Origin of the sequence: Neobacillus sp. D3-1R, from assembly GCF_052180215.1 — a bacterium.
Classification (GTDB): domain Bacteria; phylum Bacillota; class Bacilli; order Bacillales; family Cytobacillaceae; genus Pseudoneobacillus.
The window spans coordinates 2,165,679-2,186,830 of record NZ_CP197471.1; the positions used below are offsets into that span (position 1 = coordinate 2,165,679).

At 34.9% G+C, this 21,152-nt stretch carries 26 protein-coding genes; 19 read left to right on the forward strand and 7 right to left on the reverse strand.

Translation table 11 applies throughout. From position 1 onward, the window contains the following. The first annotated feature begins 60 nt into the window (after window positions 1-60). A complete protein-coding gene (locus ACSBPO_RS11095; RefSeq protein ID WP_442600106.1) occupies window positions 61-843 on the forward strand; it encodes a rhamnogalacturonan acetylesterase in 783 nt (260 codons plus the stop codon). A 92-nt stretch (window positions 844-935) separates the two neighbouring features. On the opposite strand, the gene ACSBPO_RS11100 is transcribed toward ACSBPO_RS11095, so the two are convergent. Next, window positions 936-1,448 carry a hypothetical protein gene (locus tag ACSBPO_RS11100; protein WP_442600107.1) on the reverse strand — a complete coding sequence of 171 codons (513 nt, stop codon included), beginning with the start codon at window positions 1,446-1,448 and terminating at the stop codon, window positions 936-938. Between the two features lie 188 nt (window positions 1,449-1,636). On the opposite strand from ACSBPO_RS11100, the gene ACSBPO_RS11105 reads away from it, so the two are divergent. The 4 genes from ACSBPO_RS11105 to ACSBPO_RS11120 all read left to right on the forward strand — a co-directional run bounded on the left by ACSBPO_RS11105 (window position 1,637) and on the right by ACSBPO_RS11120 (window position 3,916). Then, a complete protein-coding gene (locus ACSBPO_RS11105; protein WP_442600108.1) occupies window positions 1,637-2,182 on the forward strand; it encodes a DUF5698 domain-containing protein in 546 nt (181 codons plus the stop codon). A 201-nt stretch (window positions 2,183-2,383) separates the two neighbouring features. Continuing rightward, window positions 2,384-3,331 carry an SGNH/GDSL hydrolase family protein gene (locus ACSBPO_RS11110; RefSeq protein WP_442600109.1) on the forward strand — a complete coding sequence of 316 codons (948 nt, stop codon included), beginning with the start codon at window positions 2,384-2,386 and terminating at the stop codon, window positions 3,329-3,331. Between the two features lie 322 nt (window positions 3,332-3,653). Next, entirely contained in the window at window positions 3,654-3,743 is a 90-nt protein-coding gene (locus ACSBPO_RS11115) for a YjcZ family sporulation protein (RefSeq protein ID WP_442600110.1), read from the forward strand. 38 nt (window positions 3,744-3,781) lie between these two features. Next, window positions 3,782-3,916, forward strand: a complete 135-nt coding sequence (locus ACSBPO_RS11120) for a YjcZ family sporulation protein (RefSeq protein WP_442600111.1) — start codon at window positions 3,782-3,784, stop codon at window positions 3,914-3,916. Window positions 3,917-4,017: 101 nt separating this feature from the next. Here the strand turns inward: ACSBPO_RS11120 and ACSBPO_RS11125 are convergent, their stop codons facing one another. Continuing rightward, window positions 4,018-4,632, reverse strand: a complete 615-nt coding sequence (locus ACSBPO_RS11125) for a PH domain-containing protein (RefSeq protein WP_442600112.1) — start codon at window positions 4,630-4,632, stop codon at window positions 4,018-4,020. 394 nt (window positions 4,633-5,026) lie between these two features. Then, window positions 5,027-5,521: a CcdC protein domain-containing protein gene (locus tag ACSBPO_RS11130; RefSeq protein ID WP_442600113.1), complete on the reverse strand. Its 495-nt coding sequence runs from the start codon at window positions 5,519-5,521 to the stop codon at window positions 5,027-5,029. Window positions 5,522-5,716: 195 nt separating this feature from the next. On the opposite strand from ACSBPO_RS11130, the gene ACSBPO_RS11135 reads away from it, so the two are divergent. From ACSBPO_RS11135 to ACSBPO_RS11155, 5 genes are all read left to right on the forward strand, one after another. Further along, a complete protein-coding gene (locus tag ACSBPO_RS11135) occupies window positions 5,717-6,235 on the forward strand; it encodes a GNAT family N-acetyltransferase (RefSeq protein WP_442600114.1) in 519 nt (172 codons plus the stop codon). 119 nt (window positions 6,236-6,354) lie between these two features. After that, the gene (locus ACSBPO_RS11140) at window positions 6,355-7,374 is read left to right on the forward strand and encodes a DUF3231 family protein (protein WP_442600115.1); all 1,020 of its coding nucleotides are present in this window, start codon (window positions 6,355-6,357) and stop codon (window positions 7,372-7,374) included. A gap of 192 nt (window positions 7,375-7,566) precedes the next feature. After that, entirely contained in the window at window positions 7,567-7,935 is a 369-nt protein-coding gene (locus ACSBPO_RS11145) for a VOC family protein (protein WP_442600116.1), read from the forward strand. Between the two features lie 365 nt (window positions 7,936-8,300). Further along, on the forward strand, window positions 8,301-8,675 hold the full coding sequence (locus tag ACSBPO_RS11150) for a hypothetical protein (RefSeq protein WP_442600117.1): 375 nt from the start codon (window positions 8,301-8,303) through the stop codon (window positions 8,673-8,675). A 204-nt stretch (window positions 8,676-8,879) separates the two neighbouring features. Then, entirely contained in the window at window positions 8,880-10,256 is a 1,377-nt protein-coding gene (locus ACSBPO_RS11155) for a Gfo/Idh/MocA family protein (RefSeq protein ID WP_442600118.1), read from the forward strand. A 97-nt stretch (window positions 10,257-10,353) separates the two neighbouring features. Here the strand turns inward: ACSBPO_RS11155 and ACSBPO_RS11160 are convergent, their stop codons facing one another. Beyond that, window positions 10,354-10,833, reverse strand: coding sequence for a PCYCGC motif-containing (lipo)protein (locus ACSBPO_RS11160; protein ID WP_442600119.1), 480 nt, complete (start codon window positions 10,831-10,833; stop codon window positions 10,354-10,356). A 267-nt stretch (window positions 10,834-11,100) separates the two neighbouring features. Between ACSBPO_RS11160 and ACSBPO_RS11165 the strand changes: the two genes are divergently transcribed. From ACSBPO_RS11165 to ACSBPO_RS11175, 3 genes are all read left to right on the forward strand, one after another. Continuing rightward, entirely contained in the window at window positions 11,101-11,244 is a 144-nt protein-coding gene (locus ACSBPO_RS11165; RefSeq protein WP_442600120.1) for a hypothetical protein, read from the forward strand. Window positions 11,245-11,408: 164 nt separating this feature from the next. Beyond that, on the forward strand, window positions 11,409-11,588 hold the full coding sequence (locus tag ACSBPO_RS11170) for a hypothetical protein (RefSeq protein ID WP_442600121.1): 180 nt from the start codon (window positions 11,409-11,411) through the stop codon (window positions 11,586-11,588). Between the two features lie 173 nt (window positions 11,589-11,761). Next, window positions 11,762-12,985, forward strand: coding sequence for a translocation protein TolB (locus ACSBPO_RS11175; RefSeq protein WP_442600122.1), 1,224 nt, complete (start codon window positions 11,762-11,764; stop codon window positions 12,983-12,985). A 152-nt stretch (window positions 12,986-13,137) separates the two neighbouring features. On the opposite strand, the gene ACSBPO_RS11180 is transcribed toward ACSBPO_RS11175, so the two are convergent. After that, entirely contained in the window at window positions 13,138-13,686 is a 549-nt protein-coding gene (locus ACSBPO_RS11180; protein ID WP_442600123.1) for a CBO0543 family protein, read from the reverse strand. A 428-nt stretch (window positions 13,687-14,114) separates the two neighbouring features. Here ACSBPO_RS11180 and ACSBPO_RS11185 point away from each other — a divergent pair, with 428 nt between their 5' ends. From ACSBPO_RS11185 to ACSBPO_RS11210, 6 genes are all read left to right on the forward strand, one after another. Beyond that, a complete protein-coding gene (locus ACSBPO_RS11185; protein WP_442600124.1) occupies window positions 14,115-14,690 on the forward strand; it encodes a GNAT family N-acetyltransferase in 576 nt (191 codons plus the stop codon). Between the two features lie 57 nt (window positions 14,691-14,747). Continuing rightward, a complete protein-coding gene (locus ACSBPO_RS11190; RefSeq protein WP_442600125.1) occupies window positions 14,748-15,638 on the forward strand; it encodes a sugar phosphate isomerase/epimerase in 891 nt (296 codons plus the stop codon). Window positions 15,639-15,707: 69 nt separating this feature from the next. Beyond that, window positions 15,708-15,905 (forward strand): DUF6199 family natural product biosynthesis protein, encoded by a 198-nt coding sequence (locus ACSBPO_RS11195; RefSeq protein WP_442600126.1) that lies wholly within the window; start codon window positions 15,708-15,710, stop codon window positions 15,903-15,905. Window positions 15,906-16,016: 111 nt separating this feature from the next. Further along, window positions 16,017-16,484, forward strand: a complete 468-nt coding sequence (locus ACSBPO_RS11200; protein WP_442600127.1) for a VOC family protein — start codon at window positions 16,017-16,019, stop codon at window positions 16,482-16,484. Between the two features lie 5 nt (window positions 16,485-16,489). Further along, the gene (locus tag ACSBPO_RS11205) at window positions 16,490-17,029 is read left to right on the forward strand and encodes a GNAT family N-acetyltransferase (RefSeq protein WP_442600128.1); all 540 of its coding nucleotides are present in this window, start codon (window positions 16,490-16,492) and stop codon (window positions 17,027-17,029) included. A gap of 113 nt (window positions 17,030-17,142) precedes the next feature. Next, window positions 17,143-17,280: a hypothetical protein gene (locus ACSBPO_RS11210; protein WP_442600129.1), complete on the forward strand. Its 138-nt coding sequence runs from the start codon at window positions 17,143-17,145 to the stop codon at window positions 17,278-17,280. 65 nt (window positions 17,281-17,345) lie between these two features. On the opposite strand, the gene ACSBPO_RS11215 is transcribed toward ACSBPO_RS11210, so the two are convergent. Together ACSBPO_RS11215 and ACSBPO_RS11220 are read right to left on the reverse strand one after the other, a co-directional pair. After that, on the reverse strand, window positions 17,346-18,938 hold the full coding sequence (locus ACSBPO_RS11215) for an acetolactate synthase large subunit (protein WP_442600130.1): 1,593 nt from the start codon (window positions 18,936-18,938) through the stop codon (window positions 17,346-17,348). A 260-nt stretch (window positions 18,939-19,198) separates the two neighbouring features. After that, entirely contained in the window at window positions 19,199-20,983 is a 1,785-nt protein-coding gene (locus ACSBPO_RS11220) for a S9 family peptidase (protein ID WP_442600131.1), read from the reverse strand. Between the last annotated feature and the right edge of the window lie 169 nt (window positions 20,984-21,152).

Sequence of the window (21,152 nt, forward strand, 5' to 3'; positions counted from 1 at the left end):
CACAAAACCTTCATGAGTGTGAAGGTTTTTATCATTTGGACATCTTCGGAGGGAACATCTTTGAAAAGGAAATGGTTGTTCATAAGCACTGTTATTCTAGTTGTTGGCATGTTGGTTTTCAAGGATTTTTATCGTAGTAAAGCACAAACGGAACAGAAAAAGGTAACCGTTTATCTTGCTGGTGATTCAACTGTTTCTAATTATCCGCTTTCAAAGTCTCCGAAAGCCGGTTGGGGACAGATGATTGAGGGAATGTTTGATGAGCAGGTTGTGGTAAAAAATGTTGCGGTTCCCGGAAGAAGTAGCAAAAGTTTTATTGCGGAAGGTCGCTTGGACACACTTTTAAAACAAATCCAACCAGGTGATTATCTCTTCATTCAATTTGGTCATAATGATCAAAAAATCCAGGATCCAAGTCGATACACGGAACCAAATACAACCTACAAAGAATATTTAAAAACATATATTGATGGTGCAAGAAAAAGAGGAGCCATCCCCATTCTTATTACACCAGTAGAAAGAAGAAGCTTTACGGAAGATGGACAGGTAATGGACACCCATGGAGAATATCCTTCTGCCATGAAAGAACTTGGCAGGGAAGAAAAGGTTCGGGTTATTGACCTTACCGCGAAAAGCAAAATCTACTTTCAACAACTAGGTCCAGATCAAACAAAGGAACTATTTTTATTCCTAGATCCGGGTGTTTCTAATAACTATCCAAGTGGCATTGCAGATAATGTCCATTTCCAAAAGAAGGGTGCGAAGGAAATCGCAAAACTCGTTGTGGAAGGAATAAAAGAATTATCATTACCACTTAGTAAACATATCCGAAGTGATAAATAAAATAATGAGTAGACTATATGGGTTCCAGGTATAACATAATTTAATTATGTAAACCAAAAAACAAACTATACAATTATAGTAAGGCAAACGAATCATTCCACCTTATAATCGATGATCCAATTAGAGTTTGGCAGATATAAGATAGTAAAATGCTTGTCCAATAATTCTTCATATTTCTTATATTTTGGAAACTGTGGCATATCGGCATCTAATACAAAGGTATGTCCTTTGATTTCAACATAAAGTTCGGTAACAGTTCCTTTTGAATTATATTCATCAATCGAAGAAGGTTTTCCACTAATAACCGAAAAATTTTGATCCTGATAGAAAGGGACATCCTGCCAGTAACGGATTGAACCAAACAACATCCCTATTCCTGCAAATAGAAGAATTGCCTTAACCAAAAGAGGTGGGTAATTTTTTTCTGTTTCAAAGGCTTTTTTAAGCAAGTTTGACTGTTTGGAGATTGTTAGACTGGTTAATACCAAAAATACTCCCATTCCTGTTAATCCTATGACATAAATGATTAAAATATTTGCAGCGTTACCAGAAAACCAAAAAACCCCAAAGAAAAGTGCCAAGCCAATAAATATCCAAGGAAGCATTTTCCTTCACCTACACTGATTTGTTTTTGGTATTAGTATGTTTCTCGATTTTTTATCTATGTATTTTAGCAATTGACGTTGAACACTCTCTTGTTTTAAATCTTTATTTATAAATGTTAAGATAAAAAGACAATCATTTTTATTTACTAATTAAGCCTTATTATGAAAAAAAGAAAGGAGGAACAGGTATGTTAAAAGATATTATTTTAGTCCTCGTTCTTCAATTGGTTTATGTTCCTGCTTTTACGCTTAGAACCATTTTTTTGGTAAAGGGTTTACGAATGAAAGCGGCTCTTTTAGGCTTAATCGAATCTCTCATTTATATTTTTGGATTAGCGATAGTATTTAATGGCGAACAAAATATGGTGGTGATGATTGTCTATGCGCTTGGTTTTGGTATAGGGATCATCATTGGTTCACTTATTGAAGAACGACTTGCTATTGGATATACGACCATACAGGTTGTTTTAAGTCACCGTAATAAGCAGCTGGTGGATCAACTTCGTATAGAGGGTTACGGTGTAACGGTTTATGAGGGTGAAGGGAAAGACGCCTTACGGTATAAGTTAGAAGTTTTAACGAAACGCAACCAAGAAGAAGGTTTATTTGAAATGATCCGCGATTATGAACCAGCTGCCTTCATCATAGCCTATGAGCCGAAAACCTTTAAAGGCGGATTTTTATTAAAAGATATGAAGCGTCGGAAGAAAAAAAAAGCGCAAGGTAATGATTAATGGATCGTTCTAACCCCAAGTGATTGGGGGTTTTTTATTTGCTGTCAAAACGGGATTACTTCTTAATCATTCGTATGTTTTTACCATAATTTATTAACAATTTCGATAAGAAATACATGATAAAATGAATAGTATAAATTAACTAGGTATTATTTTGCTATACTTATAGTAAATGAGATTACGATAAATGGTGGTGTTAGCATGTATAGAAAGAAAGCGATTATTTTGATTGCTAGTCTTCTGACACTGGCTTTCCTTCTATATTTGTTTCTTCCTGATTTTAATCCTTCCAAGCAAGTAAGTGTGAGTTTGGATGCTCCAGCTTCTGTTATGAAAAAACAAGTAGAGAAAGCTGTATCAGAGAATTCTGTTACAGAAGAAGAGCAATCTCTGCAAGAAGAAGACGAGACGACCAAACCTGTAACAGAGGAAATTAAAGAAAAAGTCAGGGCCGTATTAGAAGGAGCCATTGAAATTTTTAAAAAAGATGAAAAGATTGTGGCTATCGGCGATTCCCTCACGCAAGGTGTCGGAGATGAAACGGAGAGCGGCGGTTATGTCGGAATTCTGAACCACACGTTTGAAGATAATCACATAAATATTACAATAGAGAATTACGGAAAAAGAGGAAATCGCTCCGATCAGCTTTTAAAACGATTAGATGAAAAAAAGATCGCTTCCTCGATTAAAGAGGCTGATATTGTTTTAATTACCATTGGTGCCAACGACATTATGAAGGTGGTAAAAAACAATATTACCCATCTAAAAATTGAACAATTTCAAGAAGAAAGAGAAGGCTATGTCGAACGGTTAAAAGCCATTTTCAATAAAATTAATGAGTTAAATCCAGATGCCCAAATCTATATAATCGGTTTTTACAATCCATTTGAACTATATTTTAGTGATATTGAAGAATTAGGTATTATCATCGACACTTGGAATGAGACAGGGAGATCCGTATCAGAAGAGTATGATAATGTGATTTTTGTTCCAACAAAGGACTTATTTGTGAATCCAGACTTATCTCTATTATCCGATGATTACTTTCATCCCAACACAAGCGGCTATAAACTTATGGCCCAACGTGTACTAGACTACCTAAAGGTATATAGTGAAAATACCGAAATCACAACAGAAGAAGTAGAATAAATCAGGGGGACGGTTCTTGTGTTTCATTTGCCAAAGCAAATGTGCATGAGGGCCGTCTTTTTGTATGTATCTATCTGCTAGCAGAAGTATAGCTGACAATTAGCGGAGTGCTTTCATCATAAATTTCCATCATTTAGTAAATAGGCATTTTCATCATTTTCGAAAAAAATGTTCATTGGCCCAACCGAAGACGGGCTATGTTTAATAGGTTATAAGTATAGAAAGTAATTAACACAGAAAAAGATTGTAGGATTGGGTTTATATATTTAGTCGATTGAATTGAAACAGCAGAGAAAACACGATTTTTTAAGGAGGTGTTGTCATGAGTGGTGTAGCTGGTGGCGGATTTGCTTTAATCGTAGTGTTATTTATCTTGTTAATCATCGTTGGTTCTGCTTATGTTCGATACTAAGATAAACACAACTCAAAAATAAAAAAGGAGGAATTCTTATGTATGGATATGGATACGGATATGGTGGATGTGGATTTGGTGGTCCAGTTGGACCTGTAGCAGGTAGAGGAACATTTACTTTAATTGTCGTATTATTTATTTTACTGATTATTGTTGGCGCTGCTTGGTGCTAATGTTATAAATTCATATAAAAAAAGGTGCTTAGGCGTAATTACGTCTAAGCACCTTTTTTCGTGTGGTGTGTAAACATTACACACCTATGATTTCGATAAGATTAATTTTGAATGTATTTTTGGAACACATCAGAAAAGTCTTTTGTAGTATGTGTTTGATGAATATCTGTTAACCATGTATGGACGAATTTAGCAATTTGGTTAAATTCTTGTGACACATTCGCTTCCATCGTACGATTATTGCGAATCACTTCTTCCGCCACCTGAAGGCTCTTATCACCGTAAGAACGAAGTCTTGCATTCTCTTTTTGTATTTTAGAAATGGCAAGAAGTGCTTTGTAGATATCGGCCACTTCTGTAGAATGCTTCTTGTGAACATCAATTGATAATGTAGAGCCGCCAATCGTAAATTTCAACTCGATGTCTAAGTCGATCGTGCCAGCTGTCTCAATACTTACTCCCGTAATATCATTTAAGTAATAATCATAACGTCTGAGCGTTCTTTTGGAGCTAATCGCAGATTCTCCATCCACATGAATAAGTGCTAAATTGGTAAAGCAATATTCATCTTTCTTTGATTTAATTAGGAAGAAAATCTTCTCATTATCTTCACTTAGAACAAAATCATCGGACTCCGTTTTGTCAAAGTCTGCTGGTTTGATAATAGTACCAATATCACTAAGGCCTAAAGCTTCACTTGCTAATTTTTTTAACATGTATTTAGCTCCTTTCGAAATTAAGTACATTTAATATCATAACATAAATGAGCTTATGAGATTGATATTTTGTTTGTAAAAAAATGGGATAGACTGATATTAAAAAAGCTGTGTTTGAGATTAGTCGTGGTTTATAGGACACAGAAACCGCTATTTCGGTAAAATCGAAGTTTTTTCTAATTTATAGGACACAGAATCCGTTATTCGCTATAAAACATTGGGAAAAGGCATATTTTAGATACCATAACGGAACCACAGTCCGATAATCCTTAAAAACAAGCATTTTTCGTATAATAACGGATTCTGTGTCCGATAAGAATGCATGTTTTAACATAAACCGATTTAAAAACAGCCATAAAAAAATAAGGAACCTTTTAAAGTTCCTTATTGTTAATTAAGCAGTTATATGATGGCTGTTATTCGTATCTGATTTAGATGAGTAAACTTTGCGAAACTTATAAAAACTTGATAGTTTCCAAGGAAGCAGGTAGCTGCATGCCGTAATGAAGAAGAGCATCATACATGTATCCGAATCCATATCAAGGAGTCCACGAACTGTCCAACGTAATGCAAATAGAAGGACAAATAATATGACGAATAGCATGCTTTTCTTTACATAGATTTTTCCGTCTATTCGTCTTTCATAGTCAGTTGTGACAATTAAAGGGATAGACATAATTAAACCTACCACTATGGCGATAGCCACTTCGAGCGAACTTGCCGATGCTTTTGGATTCATGATTAGTGAATATCCTGGTGTTAATAAAAATAATGTACTAATGATCCGAATTCCTTTCCCTTTAATCGGTTTGTACATGGTGAGGACTTGACGGTAAAAAATAAAAGCAGCAACAAGAATGATGATGTAAAGAATAGGGTTATAGTTCATATCAAATTCCTTTCGAGTTAGTTAGTTCTATGAATCTTTAAAACCGAGAATATAGTAGGTAAAAAGTCACATGGTAAAAATATCATTTAATTCAAATGATTTCAATTGTTTTTAAAATTTGTAAGTAAGATATTTTTAAAAGGATTATAATGGGGAAAACAGAATCAATCATATAAAAATAGGGAGGATCCTTCATTGACAAGCCATTTTATCATTCGGAAAGCAGAAGAAAAGGATGCAGAGCAAATCATCCAACACACGAAAAAAGTGTTAGAAGAGAATTCGCCATTTATGGGAACGAGTTTAGAGGAATTTTCCATAACAGTTGAAAAGGAAAGGGAATTTATAAAGACCCATGAAGAGCATGGACTTATATTAGTGGCAGAAATGGATAAAACAATCATTGGTTTCCTAAATTTTCGTTTATCAAGTAAGAAAAAATTTCAACATCAAGGGTTATTTGGGATGAGCATACAAGAAGCTTACACGAATAAAGGGATAGGTAGGGCTTTAATCCAAGAGCTTTTAAAATGGGCTGAAGCAGACCCCCGAGTGGAGAAGATATCCCTTGAGGTTTTCTCAAATAACAAAAGAGCAATCCACTTATATTCGAAGCTTGGTTTTGTAGAAGAAGGCAGACGAAAAAAAGCAGCTAAATTAGGTCCTAATGAATATGTGGATGATATTTTTATGAGCAAGTTTCTAAAAATATAAGAACTGTTCACAGGCTAGAAATTAAACAAACATTAGAATGAATCCATCCTAAAGGGTATAGAAATAATGACAGTGGAAATGGTATGTATATAACAATAATTACCAGAAGGATGGATGAAATGGAATCTAACAGCATTCGTTTAACGGCTCCAGAAATTTCAAGTCTTTGGACACAATATTTGTTTGAAACGATGTCGATTTGTTTTTTTAAGTATGCGCTTGAACATATCGAGGATAAAGATATTAAAGAAATATATTCGACCGGGCTGCAGTTATCAGAACAGCATGTCTTACAAATCAAGACCTTTTTTGAGGGAGAAAAATATCCAATACCACAAGGTTTTTCAGAAGATGATGTAAATGTAAAAGCACCTCGTCTATTCCAAGATACTTTTTACTTGTATTACATCTATATCATGACACTGCAAGGATTAACTGGTTATTCCCTTTCTGTAGGTACATCCATTCGTGCGGACCTAAGAAAATATTACATAGCCTGCAACACAGAAACCATGTCCTATTACGATACAATTATGGATACCTTGTTATCAAAAGGGCTGTTCTCACGTCCTCCAGTGCTATCACCTCCTAAGAAAATTGATTTTGTTAAACATAAAAGCTTCTTAACTGGGTGGTTTGGTGAACGCCGCCCTTTAACTGGAATGGAAATTGGAGACATTACCTTTAATATGAATAAAATGAATTTGCATGTTGCCTTAAAGCTTGCCTATAGTCAAGTATGTGCTTCTAATAAAATAAGAAAATACATCAAACAGGGGATGGAAACATCCAATAAACAAATTGAAACATTCATCTCTTTATTCTTTGAAGAAAAACTTAATTCGCCTATCACTTGGCAATCACTCGTGACAGACTCATCTGATTCACCTTTTTCCGATAAATTTATGATGTATCAGGTACAATTGTCTACACAAGTAGCGATCGCTTTTTATGGTGCAGCTTTAAGTGTTACCTCAAGAAGAGATTTAGCCCTGCAATATGGTATATTTACCGCAGAACTGACCAAATATGGGGAAGAAGGGGTAAACATAATGATTGAAAATGGCTGGTTAGAAGAACCGCCAAGGGCATCTGACCGCAGATCATTATCAGCAGGTAAAATGATTAATAATAATTAACAATCAAAAATAATCCCACTCGAAGAAAAAACGAGTGGGATTATTTTATTTCTTGTCAATTTTCCTAATATAATCGGCCAAAAGTGCAATGAATAGATAAAATGATTAGTTTTATTATCAAATGAAATAAAAGGATTTAAACCGTCCGGTCGCGAATGTTCTACAAGACTAATTATTTTGAGGTGATAAATAATGGAACCAACTTTGATTAATGAAATGCATTATTTTAGGTTACCGGTAATTGATTTATCTGAATCGATTCAGTGGTACACCAATATTTTAGGGTTTAAGCTAAGACATCAAAATGACAGTTTAGCTGTTTTGGAGCTTACTAGCGGCCCATTATTAGTCTTAGTGAAAGCGGATCAAGAATCCAGAGGTCATTTTACGATTAATCATCAGCCGGAGTTTTCGATTGGTTTCACGACATCAGATATTAACCAGCTACATGAAAATTTAACTAATCAAGATGTAGTAGTGGATGAAATACAAGAGGACAATGGCCATCTGTTTTTTCATTTCTTCGATCCAACAGGGAATAAACTTCAAGTTCATAACTAAAAAAAGGTAACCAATTGGCTACCTTTTTTTGTTATACATGGAGGGGAGCTAAAGCGATGGGGAAGATATTCCCGATGCCTCAAAAGAAAAGTTCTTTTTTAATAACCGTACTTTCGAATTCTGTTGCTAAAGCTTCCATGTATATAATATCCCATTTCTGACCACACCGATCACATGAGCCTCTCTACTTCGACTACAATGGACAAATCCTGACTTTTCATAAGCTTTAATTGCATTTTTATTAAACTCGTACACTTTTAAAAATAAGTAATTTTTCTAAAGGCAATGCAACCTTTCCTCATAATCAATCGTCTTAATAGGTGTGGAATATAACTAGTTGACCTATGGAATGGAGGTTATAACGATTGAGGAAAGTTCTAATTGCTGTTTTGTTTGTATTTGTTCTATGTTTTGGATTCATATTCATTCGTTTTGGAACTGCATTAACACAAGAAGGCAATCCTATTCCGATTTTAACATCCATTATGAAACTAGAATTATCCAATAGTGGTTATGAAAAAATATCAGATGAAAAATATGTCTCTGAATTCAAAGAAAATTATCCATATGAAATATTGAAAGAATATATGAGTGATATAGGCTGGAATTTCCATGAGCAATTGGGGTCAGCCCTTGTTTTCGTTAAAAATGAAAAAGTGATCGTTATGGAAACAAGACAGTTTACAAGACATTATTATCTTTGGAAGATACCGGAAGAAATTCTTGGTCAAAATGACTAGTTTATCAAGAACAGTTGAAAAAACTCATCATGAGGTTGATAAAGTGTAATAAGCGGTTGATAAAAAAATAAAATCAAAATTTCCAAACCCAAGAGCCAGACATTAAGTGTGTAGTCTGGCTCTTTTCATGTATTAGATTTTCCTACCAAATCATACACTTTTCTTAATTGATGTATTTGAAACATACATTAAGGAGATGATGAAATGAACTTTGAAATGCAAAAAGCAATCATGTTGTCTCAACATATTCGTGCTTTTATAAAAATGGTTAAAAAATATCATGAAAAAAATCATTTCCGTCTTAATCCAGATAAGTTGTATCAGGTTAAGCTGTTGATAGAGGAGTATAGGTTTCCATTAATTGCCGAAGAGCTTCATCGAATCAACCAGTTTGAATGGGATGAAAAATACACATATCTATTGGTGGATGATTTTGTAAAAGGAATTGATGTGATCGAGGAATACGTGCAACGTCATACGAGTGATCTTTTTCTTCTTCAGGCAAAACTTTACACATTAAAGAGTCTCAGCTTATCATTTAGCAAAGAGGACAAAACAGAAGGAGAAAGAAAAATGATTCAGTTAGCTTTATTAGGAGCATGGCACGTACATACAAAAGGATTTTTAGAGAATGCCTTAAAAACTGGATTGGCGGAGTTAACCGTCGTCTGGGATGAGGATGCAACAAGAGGAAAAGCGATTGCTAAAGAATTTGGAGTACCGTTTGAAAAAGAATTGGGAAAAGTTTTAAAAAGAGAAGATGTGGATGCCGTTATGGTGGAGTGTGTAACGACCCAACATAAAGACGTCATTATAAGAGCTGCCAATGCTAAAAAGCATATCTTTACAGATAAAGCCTTGGCTCTTACCGTGGAGGACTGTTTAGAAATAAAGCAATCCATTGAAGAAAATCAAGTCAGATTTATGGTTTCGTTAGAGTCAAAGACCATTGGTGCATATCAGTATGCAAAAAAGTTAGTAGACGAAGGAAAGCTTGGCAAGATAACAGCTGTTTATTTTCGACGTGCCCACCAAGCAGCCTTAGACCGCGATATGCTTCCAGATTATTGGTTTGATAAGGAACAGACGGGGGGAGGAGTGACTTTGGATTTGGGTTGTCACGGGTTATACCTTTTACCGTATTTTTGTGGAACTCCTAAAAAAATCACCTGTTTGATGAATGAACTATTCGGCACTGGCAGTGATGAAAATTCTACCACCATCATGGAGTTTGAAGGCGGCGCCATTGGAACAGCTCATACATCGTTTGTATCCTATCGTTTAGATAATATGCTCGAGATTATTGGAACAGAAGGAAGCTTAGTCATCTCGGGAACCACTCCTTCTAATTTTCGAATACTCCTTCAATCTAAACATATTGAAGGGTATGAAAATCTGATGCCAGTTGCGGTGGAAGACTTACCAAAGGACGAAGAATCACCAAGTGCTCAATTTATAAAGCTTTTATCCTCTGATAGGGAGTCTCTACCCGAATTTGATATAGATGCTGCGATTCAGCTAACCCGTTTAATCGAGTGTGCTTATCAATCTGCACATGAAGGGCGAACCATTATGTATTAAAGAAACTAGAAAAGCACGGGGACGGTTCTTCTGTTTCAATAGAACCATCGCTCTGGTTTTTCTGTTATTAAAAAAACGCTGACAGCATCAGCGTTTTTTATGATTTTGGCAATGGCGTAGGAGTAGCTTGCGTCCCTAGACCTTCATATTTTTTGTCAATCATCGTTCGAATATCTTTTAAAGGTGTTCCCTTTTCATACTCTGCTTTAGCCTCACGGGCTATATCCACACAAACTCCTCAGCCAAAGCCCATTGTATCAAGGGTAACCGTATTTTCTTTTACATGATCGACAAAGCAATTTGTGTTACTTGTATGACCGTCTTCTTCATAACATCCACAATAACATGGCATATAATTCAGCACTTCTGGATGTTCTACAGCGAACTGATAGGCTTCCAAAATTTTTGGGCTGTCAGTATTTGAAGTGATAACGGACCAATCATCGCTTCCTTTTTGGTATGTCAAAACTGGAACACCTTGTTGTTGGTGTTCACTAGCGGAATGTTCATCAGAGGATGATGAACAACCAGCAATTAATGGAATCGTCGCTAGAACTGGGTATAAATATTTCTTCATACTTATCTCCTTACCATTCACCTTTTGTAAGTATTTGTTTGTTGAAACTTTGATACTTTAGTAGAATAACGAAAAATTTTTATATATTCAATGGTTCCTCTGAAAATCAGTTTGTGAATCAAATACTTTTTCTATATTTAACAGGGTGTATGATAATCAAACACGAAAAGTAGGAAGAAAATGAAAAATTCTTTCCTAAAATACTTAATCATCATATTGTTGGAGAAGATATCATTAAGATACTTTTAAATTTGAAAGGTGATATAAATGACTGATAAATCGTGGAGAGTTAAATCATACAAAGAAGGAAAATACACGGTTAGTATTCGAAAAAATTTAGAAAATGATCGAGTAGATGAAGGGGATTTCCCTGAGAAAGAAGAAAAGGGACCAAATAATAAAAGAAGTTAAAACCTTTTCCAAATGGAATATCTATAATGGGTATTCCTTTTTTAATTTGTATTTTTACCACTTAGAATTTCTACTGAAACGGCTAACAAATACCATCATTTTTATCTAAATAATAAAAGTAAAACTTCCACAAAAAAGTCATACTAAAATTGGAGGTGGTAATAATGGCAACACATCAAAACGATCCTTTAGCTATGAAGCATATGGGAGACCCAGAAGAAATGAGCCCCATCAACGATATGACGAACACAAAGATAAAGGCTCCAGTTGTTGAAGTTAACCATACTCATGAAATAAAGGATTTTCTTGAGATAAGAAGTCCTCGATCTGTTACTGTTTTTTAAAAGAAGTTGTATCTTAAAGATCATCTAGAAAAGACCACTTTATATGAAGTGGTCTTTTCCGGATGATGAATAAAATAGATTTTATTTTGTTAAGAAACATTTACTTTGAGTATAAAATTTTCGTGAGAATCCAAATTAAATCAGGACATCCTATTAAAAAAGGAGGGATATTCTTGATGATTCGGATTTTATTAATTTTTATTATCATGATCTGTTTTCCTTTTTCAACAATCATTCATGCTGAAACTGAACTCACTGCTGCATTTATCCGTGACCATCAGCTATGGATCAAGATGGAAAAAAAAGAAATGCAGATCACAAAAAATAGTTATGTGTATAATCCAAAATGGTCCTATGACGGTCGTTTTACTGCATATATTGATGGTGATGAAAAGGGAGAAAAATCGGATTTATTCATCTATGATACGAAGGATAACGTAAACTACCAGCCTTATGTTAGAGTTGTAACTTCCGACTTTAAATGGTCACCAACCAAAAATCAATTGGCTTATACAGATCATGGTTTATTAAATGTAACCAAAATGAAAAATGGTCGCCCGTCCGGATTTGAAAATGTTTCATTAGGAGTGAGTGGTTTTGAATGGTATCCAAACGGGCAAGAATTCATTGTTTCATCGCAATCGAAGCTGCGTCCTACTGGATGGGGACCAATTCCACTTTATAAAATTCCAGTGAACGCCAATCTTGATGCGAGTAAAATGAAGCATTTGTATACCATTAAGACCGATGGAAAGGATTTGTTTGCGATTGATGCAGACTATTTTAAATGGAGTTCAGATGGAAAGTGGATTAGTTTTTTAGCAATCCCAACCGCTTCCTGGGCCAACGATAGCAATACCTTATGTGTGATATCACCACAAGGAGAACATTTTCAGATTGTTGGAAAAATGCTATGGTACAAAGAATGGGTCAAGTGGGCTCCCATCTCGAACCAATTAGCCTATATTTCAGGTGAAGGTAGATTTTTCGTTGATAACAAAAAAACAAAAATCGTAGATATTCCCATCTTTCATCAACAAAAGGAGTACACACCTACAGGTTATGTTGACCTAGGTTTGGAGTGGTTTTCACAAGAAGACGTCATTGTAGCCCGTTCAAAGGAAAACAAGGATTGGAAAGAAGGACCAGTCCCAACCATGTACACATCACTTTTTTCAATCAATATTAAAACAAATGAACAAAAACAAATTTCATTTCCTAAAAAGAATGAATTGGATCGAGATCCCCAAGTGGTTGGGTCTTATCTTACTTGGTTTCGTAAGAATCACAACCTAGCTATAGGTGATGTGTGGATGAAGGATGGGCTAAATGGCGTAGAGCATATTTGGATGAAGGATGTAGATTCTGCTCCAGTCATTTATGTGAAAAGTGAATAAAGCACGTAGACGGTTCTTTTGGTTTCATATTAGCAATAGAACCATCTCTTTAACTTCTCTGTTTTAAAAAAACGCTGACATTATCAGCGTTTTTTATGATTTTGCTAGTGGAGTACATTACTCTTATCAATACTTTTGGTAAAGAGGGACTATCACTTATTGAGATCCTCGAATTTTCTTCTAGAAATAAACCACTCAGCTATTAGATAAATGGCCATATAAATGGGAAAGGAATAAAAAAACTTCCAATGTAGCGGTTTATAAATATCAATCCAGACAATAAGCGGTTCACCAATAAATGAAGTTAGAAGCCCGAATATTATGGCCTTTTTAAATGTTGAAATATGGGGTTTGAACTGAATTAAGCTCATAATGACAACTGGCATTAAGGCAAGGTCATACGGCAAATATGCAGGGATAAGAGGAAACACCTCGTATCGATAAGACCACAATCCCAATTGTACTCCAATGGCATCTAAGCTAACCGAAACTGTCATGACAAAAAATCCAGCTAACAACAATCGATATCTACTCTCTTTTTTATGAAATTTAAACCAAAGCAACCATGTAAGAACGGTTAAAATGACACCAAACCACCAACGCCATGTAAAAATCACTTCCTGGCTCCATAGATCAATGATCTGTTTTACAATTTCATGAGTTTCCTTCGTTAACTTATCTAATTTCTCAATAGTACTCATATATGTTCACCTATATTTATTTAAAAGTGATATCCATTAAATATATAATGGCCAAAATATCGAATGTCAAACATATCAACGAGGGGAAATATCTAATCACAAAGTTATCCTACAAATTTAAGTTTTTATACCAATTATGGTCTTTTATGGTAAAATAATGCCGGTGATAAAATTGGATAAATATAAACTTTTTTTATTGGCAAGTCTATTCTCTTATCTTAGTTCTCTATCTTTTTTAAGTTGCACTTTATTTTCAGAGAACAAAATGCCGTTCTTCATTTTGACTGATATGTTCGCTTCAATAGGCACTCTATTTTTTTATCGATTTACAATAGAACCAAAACTACTGTTTCGAAAAAATAACTAGCTAAGGTATATAAATTTTCAAGGGAAATAATACTACATGGGCATATAGAAAGGAATTATCTATGAATCTAACAACTGTATTCGATATACTCCTTGTTTTAAAGTCAGATCTCCTAACACTAAAAAAAATAGAACCTCATGACATTGAAGAAGTATTCGAAATATATAGCAATGACAACGTTTTTGAATTTTGTGGCATAATTCCTAAACATAACAAAGAAACAGTCAAAAAAATGATAGGTCACTTCGAACGGGATTATCTTAAAAAAATGAGGATCAAATGGGGGATATATACCAACGAAGATCGTAAATTAGTGGGTATTATAGAGGCAATGGATTTTAATCAAAAAGTAAATATGGTCACAATCGGGTACTTTTTAGCAGAAACCTCTTGGGGAAAAGGATTGGCTACAGAAGCTGTCCGTTTATTAGTCGAATTCTTATTTACACAAGTAAAGGTGAATCGAATTCAAGCAGAAGTCATGCCTCCGAATAGCAAATCAAAAAATGTATTATTAAAAAATGGTTTTATTAAAGAAGGAACATTGAGACAAGCTACTCTTTGGTCAGGAAAAGGGATTGTTGATTTAGAGATTTATGGGCTTCTAAAGCAAGACTATGAAAACATAGTTTACTAGTTTACATTCATCATCGAAATGATCATTAAAAGAGTTCTAATGTATGCAGGAGGAACAATGAGAAGATTACAAATGGGAATGTGGCATCTATTCAGCGAAGACCAATGGAATCAATATAAAAGCGATAAAATAACTGGACTAGAAATTAGCCAATATCAGGATATTTCTGAATTAGAAAAGGCATCCTTATTTTGTAACAATAACAGCCTTAAATTTGGAATTCATACACCCGTATTTGGGAATGACAAGACTCTTCCTGAAGTCACTTCATTAGATAAAGAGGTTTATCAAAAAGCTATATTATCAGTTGAAGAACAAGTGAAAGTATCAGCAGACTATGGAGCAGATTATCTACTACTCCATTATCCGTTTCCTCCTATTTATTCCACTCTAGTTGATAGATGTTACTGGGATGGTGCACCTGATCACGCTTATTATTATTCGGAAAACTATGGTGAAGATCATTTCAAGTACATAAGTGAACGGTTATTTGAAGATCTGTCAGTACTGCAAGATAAATATCAACAAAAAATAGTTTTAGAATATGATTTTTTCGCTGAATACAAAGATGTTTTTAGTAGAATGTTTGAAAAGTATCCTCAGTTACAATTAGTCATTGATACTCAAAGAATGGAGCACAATAAAAGAACATTTCCTGGTTTTGATCCATATAAATGGTTGGACCAAATCTATCAATATGTCTACCTAGTTCATTATAGTAATGTTCGTTTTGGAGAGAAGCACCAACGACATCTGCCAGTATTGCCTTTCCATGAAACGGACACAAATTATGGTGATTCGCTAAGTTATTTATCTTATCTATCTAAAAAGAATGATTTATTCCATGTTACATTTGAACATAATCCATCGGTGGTGAGCCCGGAAGAATTAGAAGTATGTTATGAGACTGTTCAAGAGCTATTGACTAAAAGGAAACAAGCAAAATAAAAATCGGTTTAAGTCGCTTAATATAAGTAAAAACAGTAATAGTATTATGATTTTCGGGTGGTGTGTGAGATGTTAATCGGGATTATTCTATTGATTATCGGTGTATTTGTAGCAATTAAGCCTTATCTTGCTTGGTATCTTTATATTGGATGGCAAATAAAAGATTCAGAGCCAACGACTATAGCTTTATCTATTTATAGAATCATAGCCATTTTAACCATTATTAGTGGAATCATTGTAATTATTAAGGGTAGTTTCTCTAATTAAATTCTCTCCTCAGTCTTTTGAATGAGATAAGTTACATCTAAATTCTAATGCGCTCTTTGCCGTTCATCTGTAAGATGACAAGTAAAGACTAAACATTAGGAGGAGACGGATATGACCATCATAGAAGGAATTTTTGAAACGCATTTAGAGGTAAAAAACTTAGAGAAATCTATGGAGTTTTATGAAAAAATTGGACTAAAATTAGGGTTACTTGATCAAGAAAGAAGAAGAGCTTTCTATCTCATGGGTGATGAATCTCTATCCATGATTTCTATTGTAGAGAAAGAAAATCCCAATCTTCGCCACATGGCATTTCGGGTTCATATTAAAAATCTAGCAAACATGATTCCTTTTCTTGAAGATAGGAATATCACGATCCTGCCAGGATGGGATGGAGCTATCACGAAAGAACCAATGGTGTATCCATGGTTAGGCAGTGCATCAGTGTTCTTTAATGATTACGACGGAAACAGGTTAGAATTTTTGGCGATGTTACCAGAAGGACCAAGAAACGATATTGAACAAGTATTTCTTTCTTTAAGTGAATGGGAAAACTTACATAAAAATATAAATAGGTGAAAAAAATGACTAAAAAAACACTACCGAAAGTGATTTTAAGAGAATTAAAGATAGAAGACGCAGAAGACCGCTATAAATGGTGTTTAGACAAAGAGGTCACAAAACATCTTAATATGCCTGATAAGTATCCGCCTTTTTCATTAGAGGAAACCAAGCAGTGGATTCGGATGTGTATAGAACGCTCCAATGGTTATATACAGAAGGCAATCATGACAGAGCAAGAAAACCATATTGGCTGGATTGACTTAAAGAATATCGATAAATTAAATCAACACGCTGAATTGGGTATCACCATCGGGGATCAAACTTATTGGGGAAAAGGATATGGTTTATCTGCCATGAAGGAAATGCTTCACTTCGGGTTTAATGAATTGAAACTTAATAAGATTTGGCTAAGAGTAGAAGTAGATAATGAAAAAGCGATAAAGTCTTATAAAAGAATCGGTTTTATTGAGGAAGGAATTTTAAGGCAAGACCGATTAAGAAACACCGAGTTCATTGACCGTTTAAGAATGAGTATACTTAAACATGAATTCCTTTCATAAAACTTTTGTTCACTGGAAGCTCCTTCTAATTTTTTAAAAAGAAATGGAACATTTTATAAAATCCAGCATATATTAACTTCTGTGTGAGAAATCAGAAGGAAGGATGTACAACAATGACTAACAACCAAGCAAATATCATTATTAAGAATGAAAACATAAATTCAGGAAGCGGGAATCGAATCATTGAATGGAATGTATCGGACCCAACTGAAAGTTTATATGCAGTTGTAACACCTGTAAAAATGAAATAACCGAATAGTAAAAAGCCTTCTTTTTAGTAAGAATACATAAAAAAGAAGGCTTTTTTGTGTTGTAGTTATTGTAGGAAAACCTCAATTAGTACAATATCTTTTAAATTAATCAAAGACTCTTTTAGCACGGTCTGAAATTCGACTAAGGTCCTAACCCGCACTCCTTTGATTCCATATCCATCAGCTAATTTAACAAAATCGGGGTTTTCAAAGGTTACACCGTAACTATCTCCAAACAATTTATCCATTTGCTGCATTTCAAGTTTTAACTTCGAATCATTTAATACAATCAAGATGAATGAAAGACCCAGTCTCTTTGCGGTTTCGATTTCAGCAAAATTCATTAGTGCTCCACCATCTCCGGTAATACAAATAACAGGGTCATTAGGACAAGCTAACTTAGCTCCAATTGACCCCGGAATAGCGATTCCCATCGAGGCCAATCCGTTTGAGATGATTAACCGATTTGGATTTTTTGGCTGGTAGGTTCGGGCAATGGAAACTTTATGGGCTCCAACATCTGAAACGACAATCGTGTTATCTGATGTGTAATCTTCTATACAATGAAGAATATTTTCAATCGTCAATGGCAAAGTGTTCAATTTTGGTTGATTCGTATTTATTTGATAAGCTTTATATATTTTACTTTTCAAATTTCCGAAAGGTTCCCATGATTTGACGGGGAGATTTGATTCATTAAGTAGTTGAATGGTCTTTTTGATATTTCCAACTAGTTCAACCTCAATAGGATAATACTCATTTGTTTCTGCTGGCAGGGTATCAATATGTAAAATGGGTATTTTCTTTTGATTCCAATCCTTTGGTAATTTTTCAACAAAGTCCAAACCTATGGTAATGAATAAATCAGCTTGATTGATCCCTTCTAATACTTCATCATTTTCATTAAATCCAAAGGTGAAATAATTGGAAGGATGTTCTTTATCTAATACTCCTTTTGCCATAAAGCTATGTGTAACAGGGGATTGAAGGGTATTTATAAAGGACAAAACCTCAGGAGTTGCATTTTGTCTAATTACACCGTTACCGATAAGAATAAAAGGCTTTGTACATTTATGGATTAGGGTAGATGCATCCTTTATAACTTCCTTTACAGGAACACTTTCTGGTAATGGTGTTACCGGAATAGGTGTATTCGAAATCACTTGTGTGGCAAAATTCTCAGGAATTACAACGGCAACAGAACCTGGCTTTTCCATCATTGCCTCTTTGAATCCCTTTCGAATCACCGTCGATATCGTCTGTGAATCCTTGATTTGTGTACTCCATTTTGTTGCTGGTTCAAATATTTTAACAATATCTAAATATTGATGTGACTCATTATGGTTCCGTTCGACACCTGCTTGTCCAATCAATGCGAGCACGGGAGAATGATCCAGTTGAGCACTGGCAATACCAGTCAAAAGATTTGTTGCCCCTGGGCCCAAAGTGGATAAACAAACACCGACTTTATTTGACAATCTCCCATAAACATCTGCCATAAATGCAGCACCTTGTTCATGTCTAACATTAACAAAATGAATTTGTGTAGATTTTGATAACGCATCAGCGAGGTCAAGAATTTCCTTACCTACAATCCCGAATACATATTCCACACCTTCATTTTCCAAACAACTTACTATCAGATTAGATACCTTCATATAATCCTCCTAAAAGAAAGAATGGCGAAAAGTTTTACGACTTCTATTTAACGTTGAATTTGAAAAGTAATCATTCAAACCATACGAGTAAAAGGGAATAAATGCATATTGTTTATTTAGTTTGAGTTATTAGTGGTTTCATATGCTATGTTAAAAAAAGAAATCATTATTATTTTCATTCTTGTCCAAAACACAAACAAAAAAAACACGGGCCGGTTCTTATGCTTCATTTTGAAGCATGAGAACCGGCCCCGTGTCTCTTATATATATTTTCCTAAAAACTCAACCATTGTTTTATAGACTTTGATGGCATTTTCGGTTTTGGAGAAGCCATGTCCTTCGTCTTCCAAAACGAGATATTCCACATCTTGTCCGCGTTGTTCCATTGCTTCCACAATCACGTCTGATTCCACTTTTACAACACGAGGGTCGTTCTTTCCTTGAATAACAAGCATTGGCTTTGTCATTTGTTCAATATAAGTCATTGGTGAATCTTCGATCAGTTTTTCTCGGTCTTCCACTGGATCACCAATCAATTCTCTGTCAGCAGCTTTCCAATGCTCAGGTGCCGTTTCAATCGTTGTAAATAGATTACTAGGTCCAAAGATATCAACAAACGCTTTGAACTTATCAGCATGACGACCATGAAGAAGGAGGGTCATGTAACCACCATAGCTTCCACCAATACAGAACCATTTGTCAGAACTAGACTTGCCTTGTTGATCTAACCAGTCCATTCCCGCGACAATATCTAAACGAGGACCGCCACCCCAATCTTTGTTTACTAACTTCATAAATGTTTCGCCGTAACCCGTACTTCCACGGAAGTTAGGGGCAAATACATTGAAGCCCTGTGCACAAAGGTATTGGAATAATGGTGTAAAGTTTTTACGAACGGCATGCTGTGGACCGCCGTGTGGCCATAAAACCGTGTGACCATTACTCGTTTCAGGATTAGCTGGATAAAATAAAGCTTCCATTTCCAGTCCATCAAAGCTTTCGTAAGTTCCTACTTCAGGTTCTGTTAATTCACTCTGACTTACTCCAATGATTTGATGCTTTGTCAATTGCTCCCAAGCATTTAAATCAGAAGTACGGAAGAGATTAGCAGGCTGAGTTGCCGATCTTCCAGATGCAAAAATTGTTCCCTTTTTTCCTACAACTAGCTTATCTACCATATCAAATGGTTTCTCTATTTGTTGCAATTGCTTTGTCTCAAGGTCAAAGCTGTAAAGTAAGTCCTCCACACCTCTTTGAGCCACAAAGTAGACTTTATTTCCAGCTTGATCCAATGTTAGATTGGTAAGTTCATAGCCTTCAATCACCACTACTTTTTCAAAGCTACGTGTATTCAATGAAAAAGATGCTAAATAACTAAATTCATTTTGGTAGTTGGTGACCATAAGAACGGTATCATTGTCTAGATATTCAACCTGATTCACACGATGGGCTTCTTCATTTGAAGGAGTGAGGAGAATAGGCTCTCCATTTTTTAGAATATATCCAAATGAACTTGTATTTCCCAGTTGTTTTGAATAGGTAAATGAAGTCTCATCAGGACTAACGGAGAATAGATAACTTGGTCCTTCTTCACCACGTAACAGTACTTCTTTTTCGCCTGTTTCTAAATTTAATCGGCAGATATTTAGAAAATTAGGATTATCCACGCTTGTTATGTAATAAAGAGTACGGCCATCCTTTGATAAGTCACCGTAATAGAACTTTTCACCCTTTGCTTGTAAAAGGGGAGCGGTTTCGCCACCAGCAGGAGGGACCGCATAAATATGGTAATCTTCGTCTCCATCATGGTCATACCCCGTTAATAAATGTCTGCTCTTAGGATCATACTTCACAAAGGAATTCATTTGATTGGCCGTCGTTAACTGGTAAGGATAAGGCTTATCAGGATTTATCGCCCAAAGATTGTAATATCCGTTTAGATTAGTAGAGTATACAATTTCTTCTTCATCTGGCTTTACATCAAAATCCATAATATTTAAAGTGCGAAAATAGCTTTCGATACTTGGTATTGGAAAATTAAACATGGATTCATCTCCTATTCTTGTATTTTAAAGCACCTGTTTCTTTATTATTAACGCTGACAAGAATTTAGTAAAGCGAAATTTATGTACTTTTGCTTCTTTTCAGAAAATAAAGGATAATAGCTGCATGAAAATAACTTTTACTTAAAAAAATAATTATGACTGAATCAAA

What these genes read in the sequence shown, in the direction of transcription:
- ACSBPO_RS11165 (WP_442600120.1), top strand. Translation starts at nt 11,101, where the DNA reads ATGACTGATAAATCGTGGAGAGTTAAATCATACAAAGAAGGAAAATAC.
- ACSBPO_RS11205 (WP_442600128.1), top strand. Translation starts at nt 16,490, where the DNA reads ATGACTAAAAAAACACTACCGAAAGTGATTTTAAGAGAATTAAAGATA.
- ACSBPO_RS11190 (WP_442600125.1), top strand. Translation starts at nt 14,748, where the DNA reads ATGAGAAGATTACAAATGGGAATGTGGCATCTATTCAGCGAAGACCAA.
- ACSBPO_RS11125 (WP_442600112.1), bottom strand. Translation starts at nt 4,632, where the DNA reads ATGTTAAAAAAATTAGCAAGTGAAGCTTTAGGCCTTAGTGATATTGGT.
- ACSBPO_RS11200 (WP_442600127.1), top strand. Translation starts at nt 16,017, where the DNA reads ATGACCATCATAGAAGGAATTTTTGAAACGCATTTAGAGGTAAAAAAC.
- ACSBPO_RS11170 (WP_442600121.1), top strand. Translation starts at nt 11,409, where the DNA reads ATGGCAACACATCAAAACGATCCTTTAGCTATGAAGCATATGGGAGAC.
- ACSBPO_RS11115 (WP_442600110.1), top strand. Translation starts at nt 3,654, where the DNA reads ATGAGTGGTGTAGCTGGTGGCGGATTTGCTTTAATCGTAGTGTTATTT.
- ACSBPO_RS11195 (WP_442600126.1), top strand. Translation starts at nt 15,708, where the DNA reads ATGTTAATCGGGATTATTCTATTGATTATCGGTGTATTTGTAGCAATT.
- ACSBPO_RS11120 (WP_442600111.1), top strand. Translation starts at nt 3,782, where the DNA reads ATGTATGGATATGGATACGGATATGGTGGATGTGGATTTGGTGGTCCA.
- ACSBPO_RS11130 (WP_442600113.1), bottom strand. Translation starts at nt 5,521, where the DNA reads ATGAACTATAACCCTATTCTTTACATCATCATTCTTGTTGCTGCTTTT.
- ACSBPO_RS11145 (WP_442600116.1), top strand. Translation starts at nt 7,567, where the DNA reads ATGGAACCAACTTTGATTAATGAAATGCATTATTTTAGGTTACCGGTA.
- ACSBPO_RS11140 (WP_442600115.1), top strand. Translation starts at nt 6,355, where the DNA reads ATGGAATCTAACAGCATTCGTTTAACGGCTCCAGAAATTTCAAGTCTT.
- ACSBPO_RS11185 (WP_442600124.1), top strand. Translation starts at nt 14,115, where the DNA reads ATGAATCTAACAACTGTATTCGATATACTCCTTGTTTTAAAGTCAGAT.
- ACSBPO_RS11155 (WP_442600118.1), top strand. Translation starts at nt 8,880, where the DNA reads ATGAACTTTGAAATGCAAAAAGCAATCATGTTGTCTCAACATATTCGT.
- ACSBPO_RS11100 (WP_442600107.1), bottom strand. Translation starts at nt 1,448, where the DNA reads ATGCTTCCTTGGATATTTATTGGCTTGGCACTTTTCTTTGGGGTTTTT.
- ACSBPO_RS11105 (WP_442600108.1), top strand. Translation starts at nt 1,637, where the DNA reads ATGTTAAAAGATATTATTTTAGTCCTCGTTCTTCAATTGGTTTATGTT.
- ACSBPO_RS11180 (WP_442600123.1), bottom strand. Translation starts at nt 13,686, where the DNA reads ATGAGTACTATTGAGAAATTAGATAAGTTAACGAAGGAAACTCATGAA.
- ACSBPO_RS11110 (WP_442600109.1), top strand. Translation starts at nt 2,384, where the DNA reads ATGTATAGAAAGAAAGCGATTATTTTGATTGCTAGTCTTCTGACACTG.
- ACSBPO_RS11215 (WP_442600130.1), bottom strand. Translation starts at nt 18,938, where the DNA reads ATGAAGGTATCTAATCTGATAGTAAGTTGTTTGGAAAATGAAGGTGTG.
- ACSBPO_RS11220 (WP_442600131.1), bottom strand. Translation starts at nt 20,983, where the DNA reads ATGTTTAATTTTCCAATACCAAGTATCGAAAGCTATTTTCGCACTTTA.
- ACSBPO_RS11210 (WP_442600129.1), top strand. Translation starts at nt 17,143, where the DNA reads ATGACTAACAACCAAGCAAATATCATTATTAAGAATGAAAACATAAAT.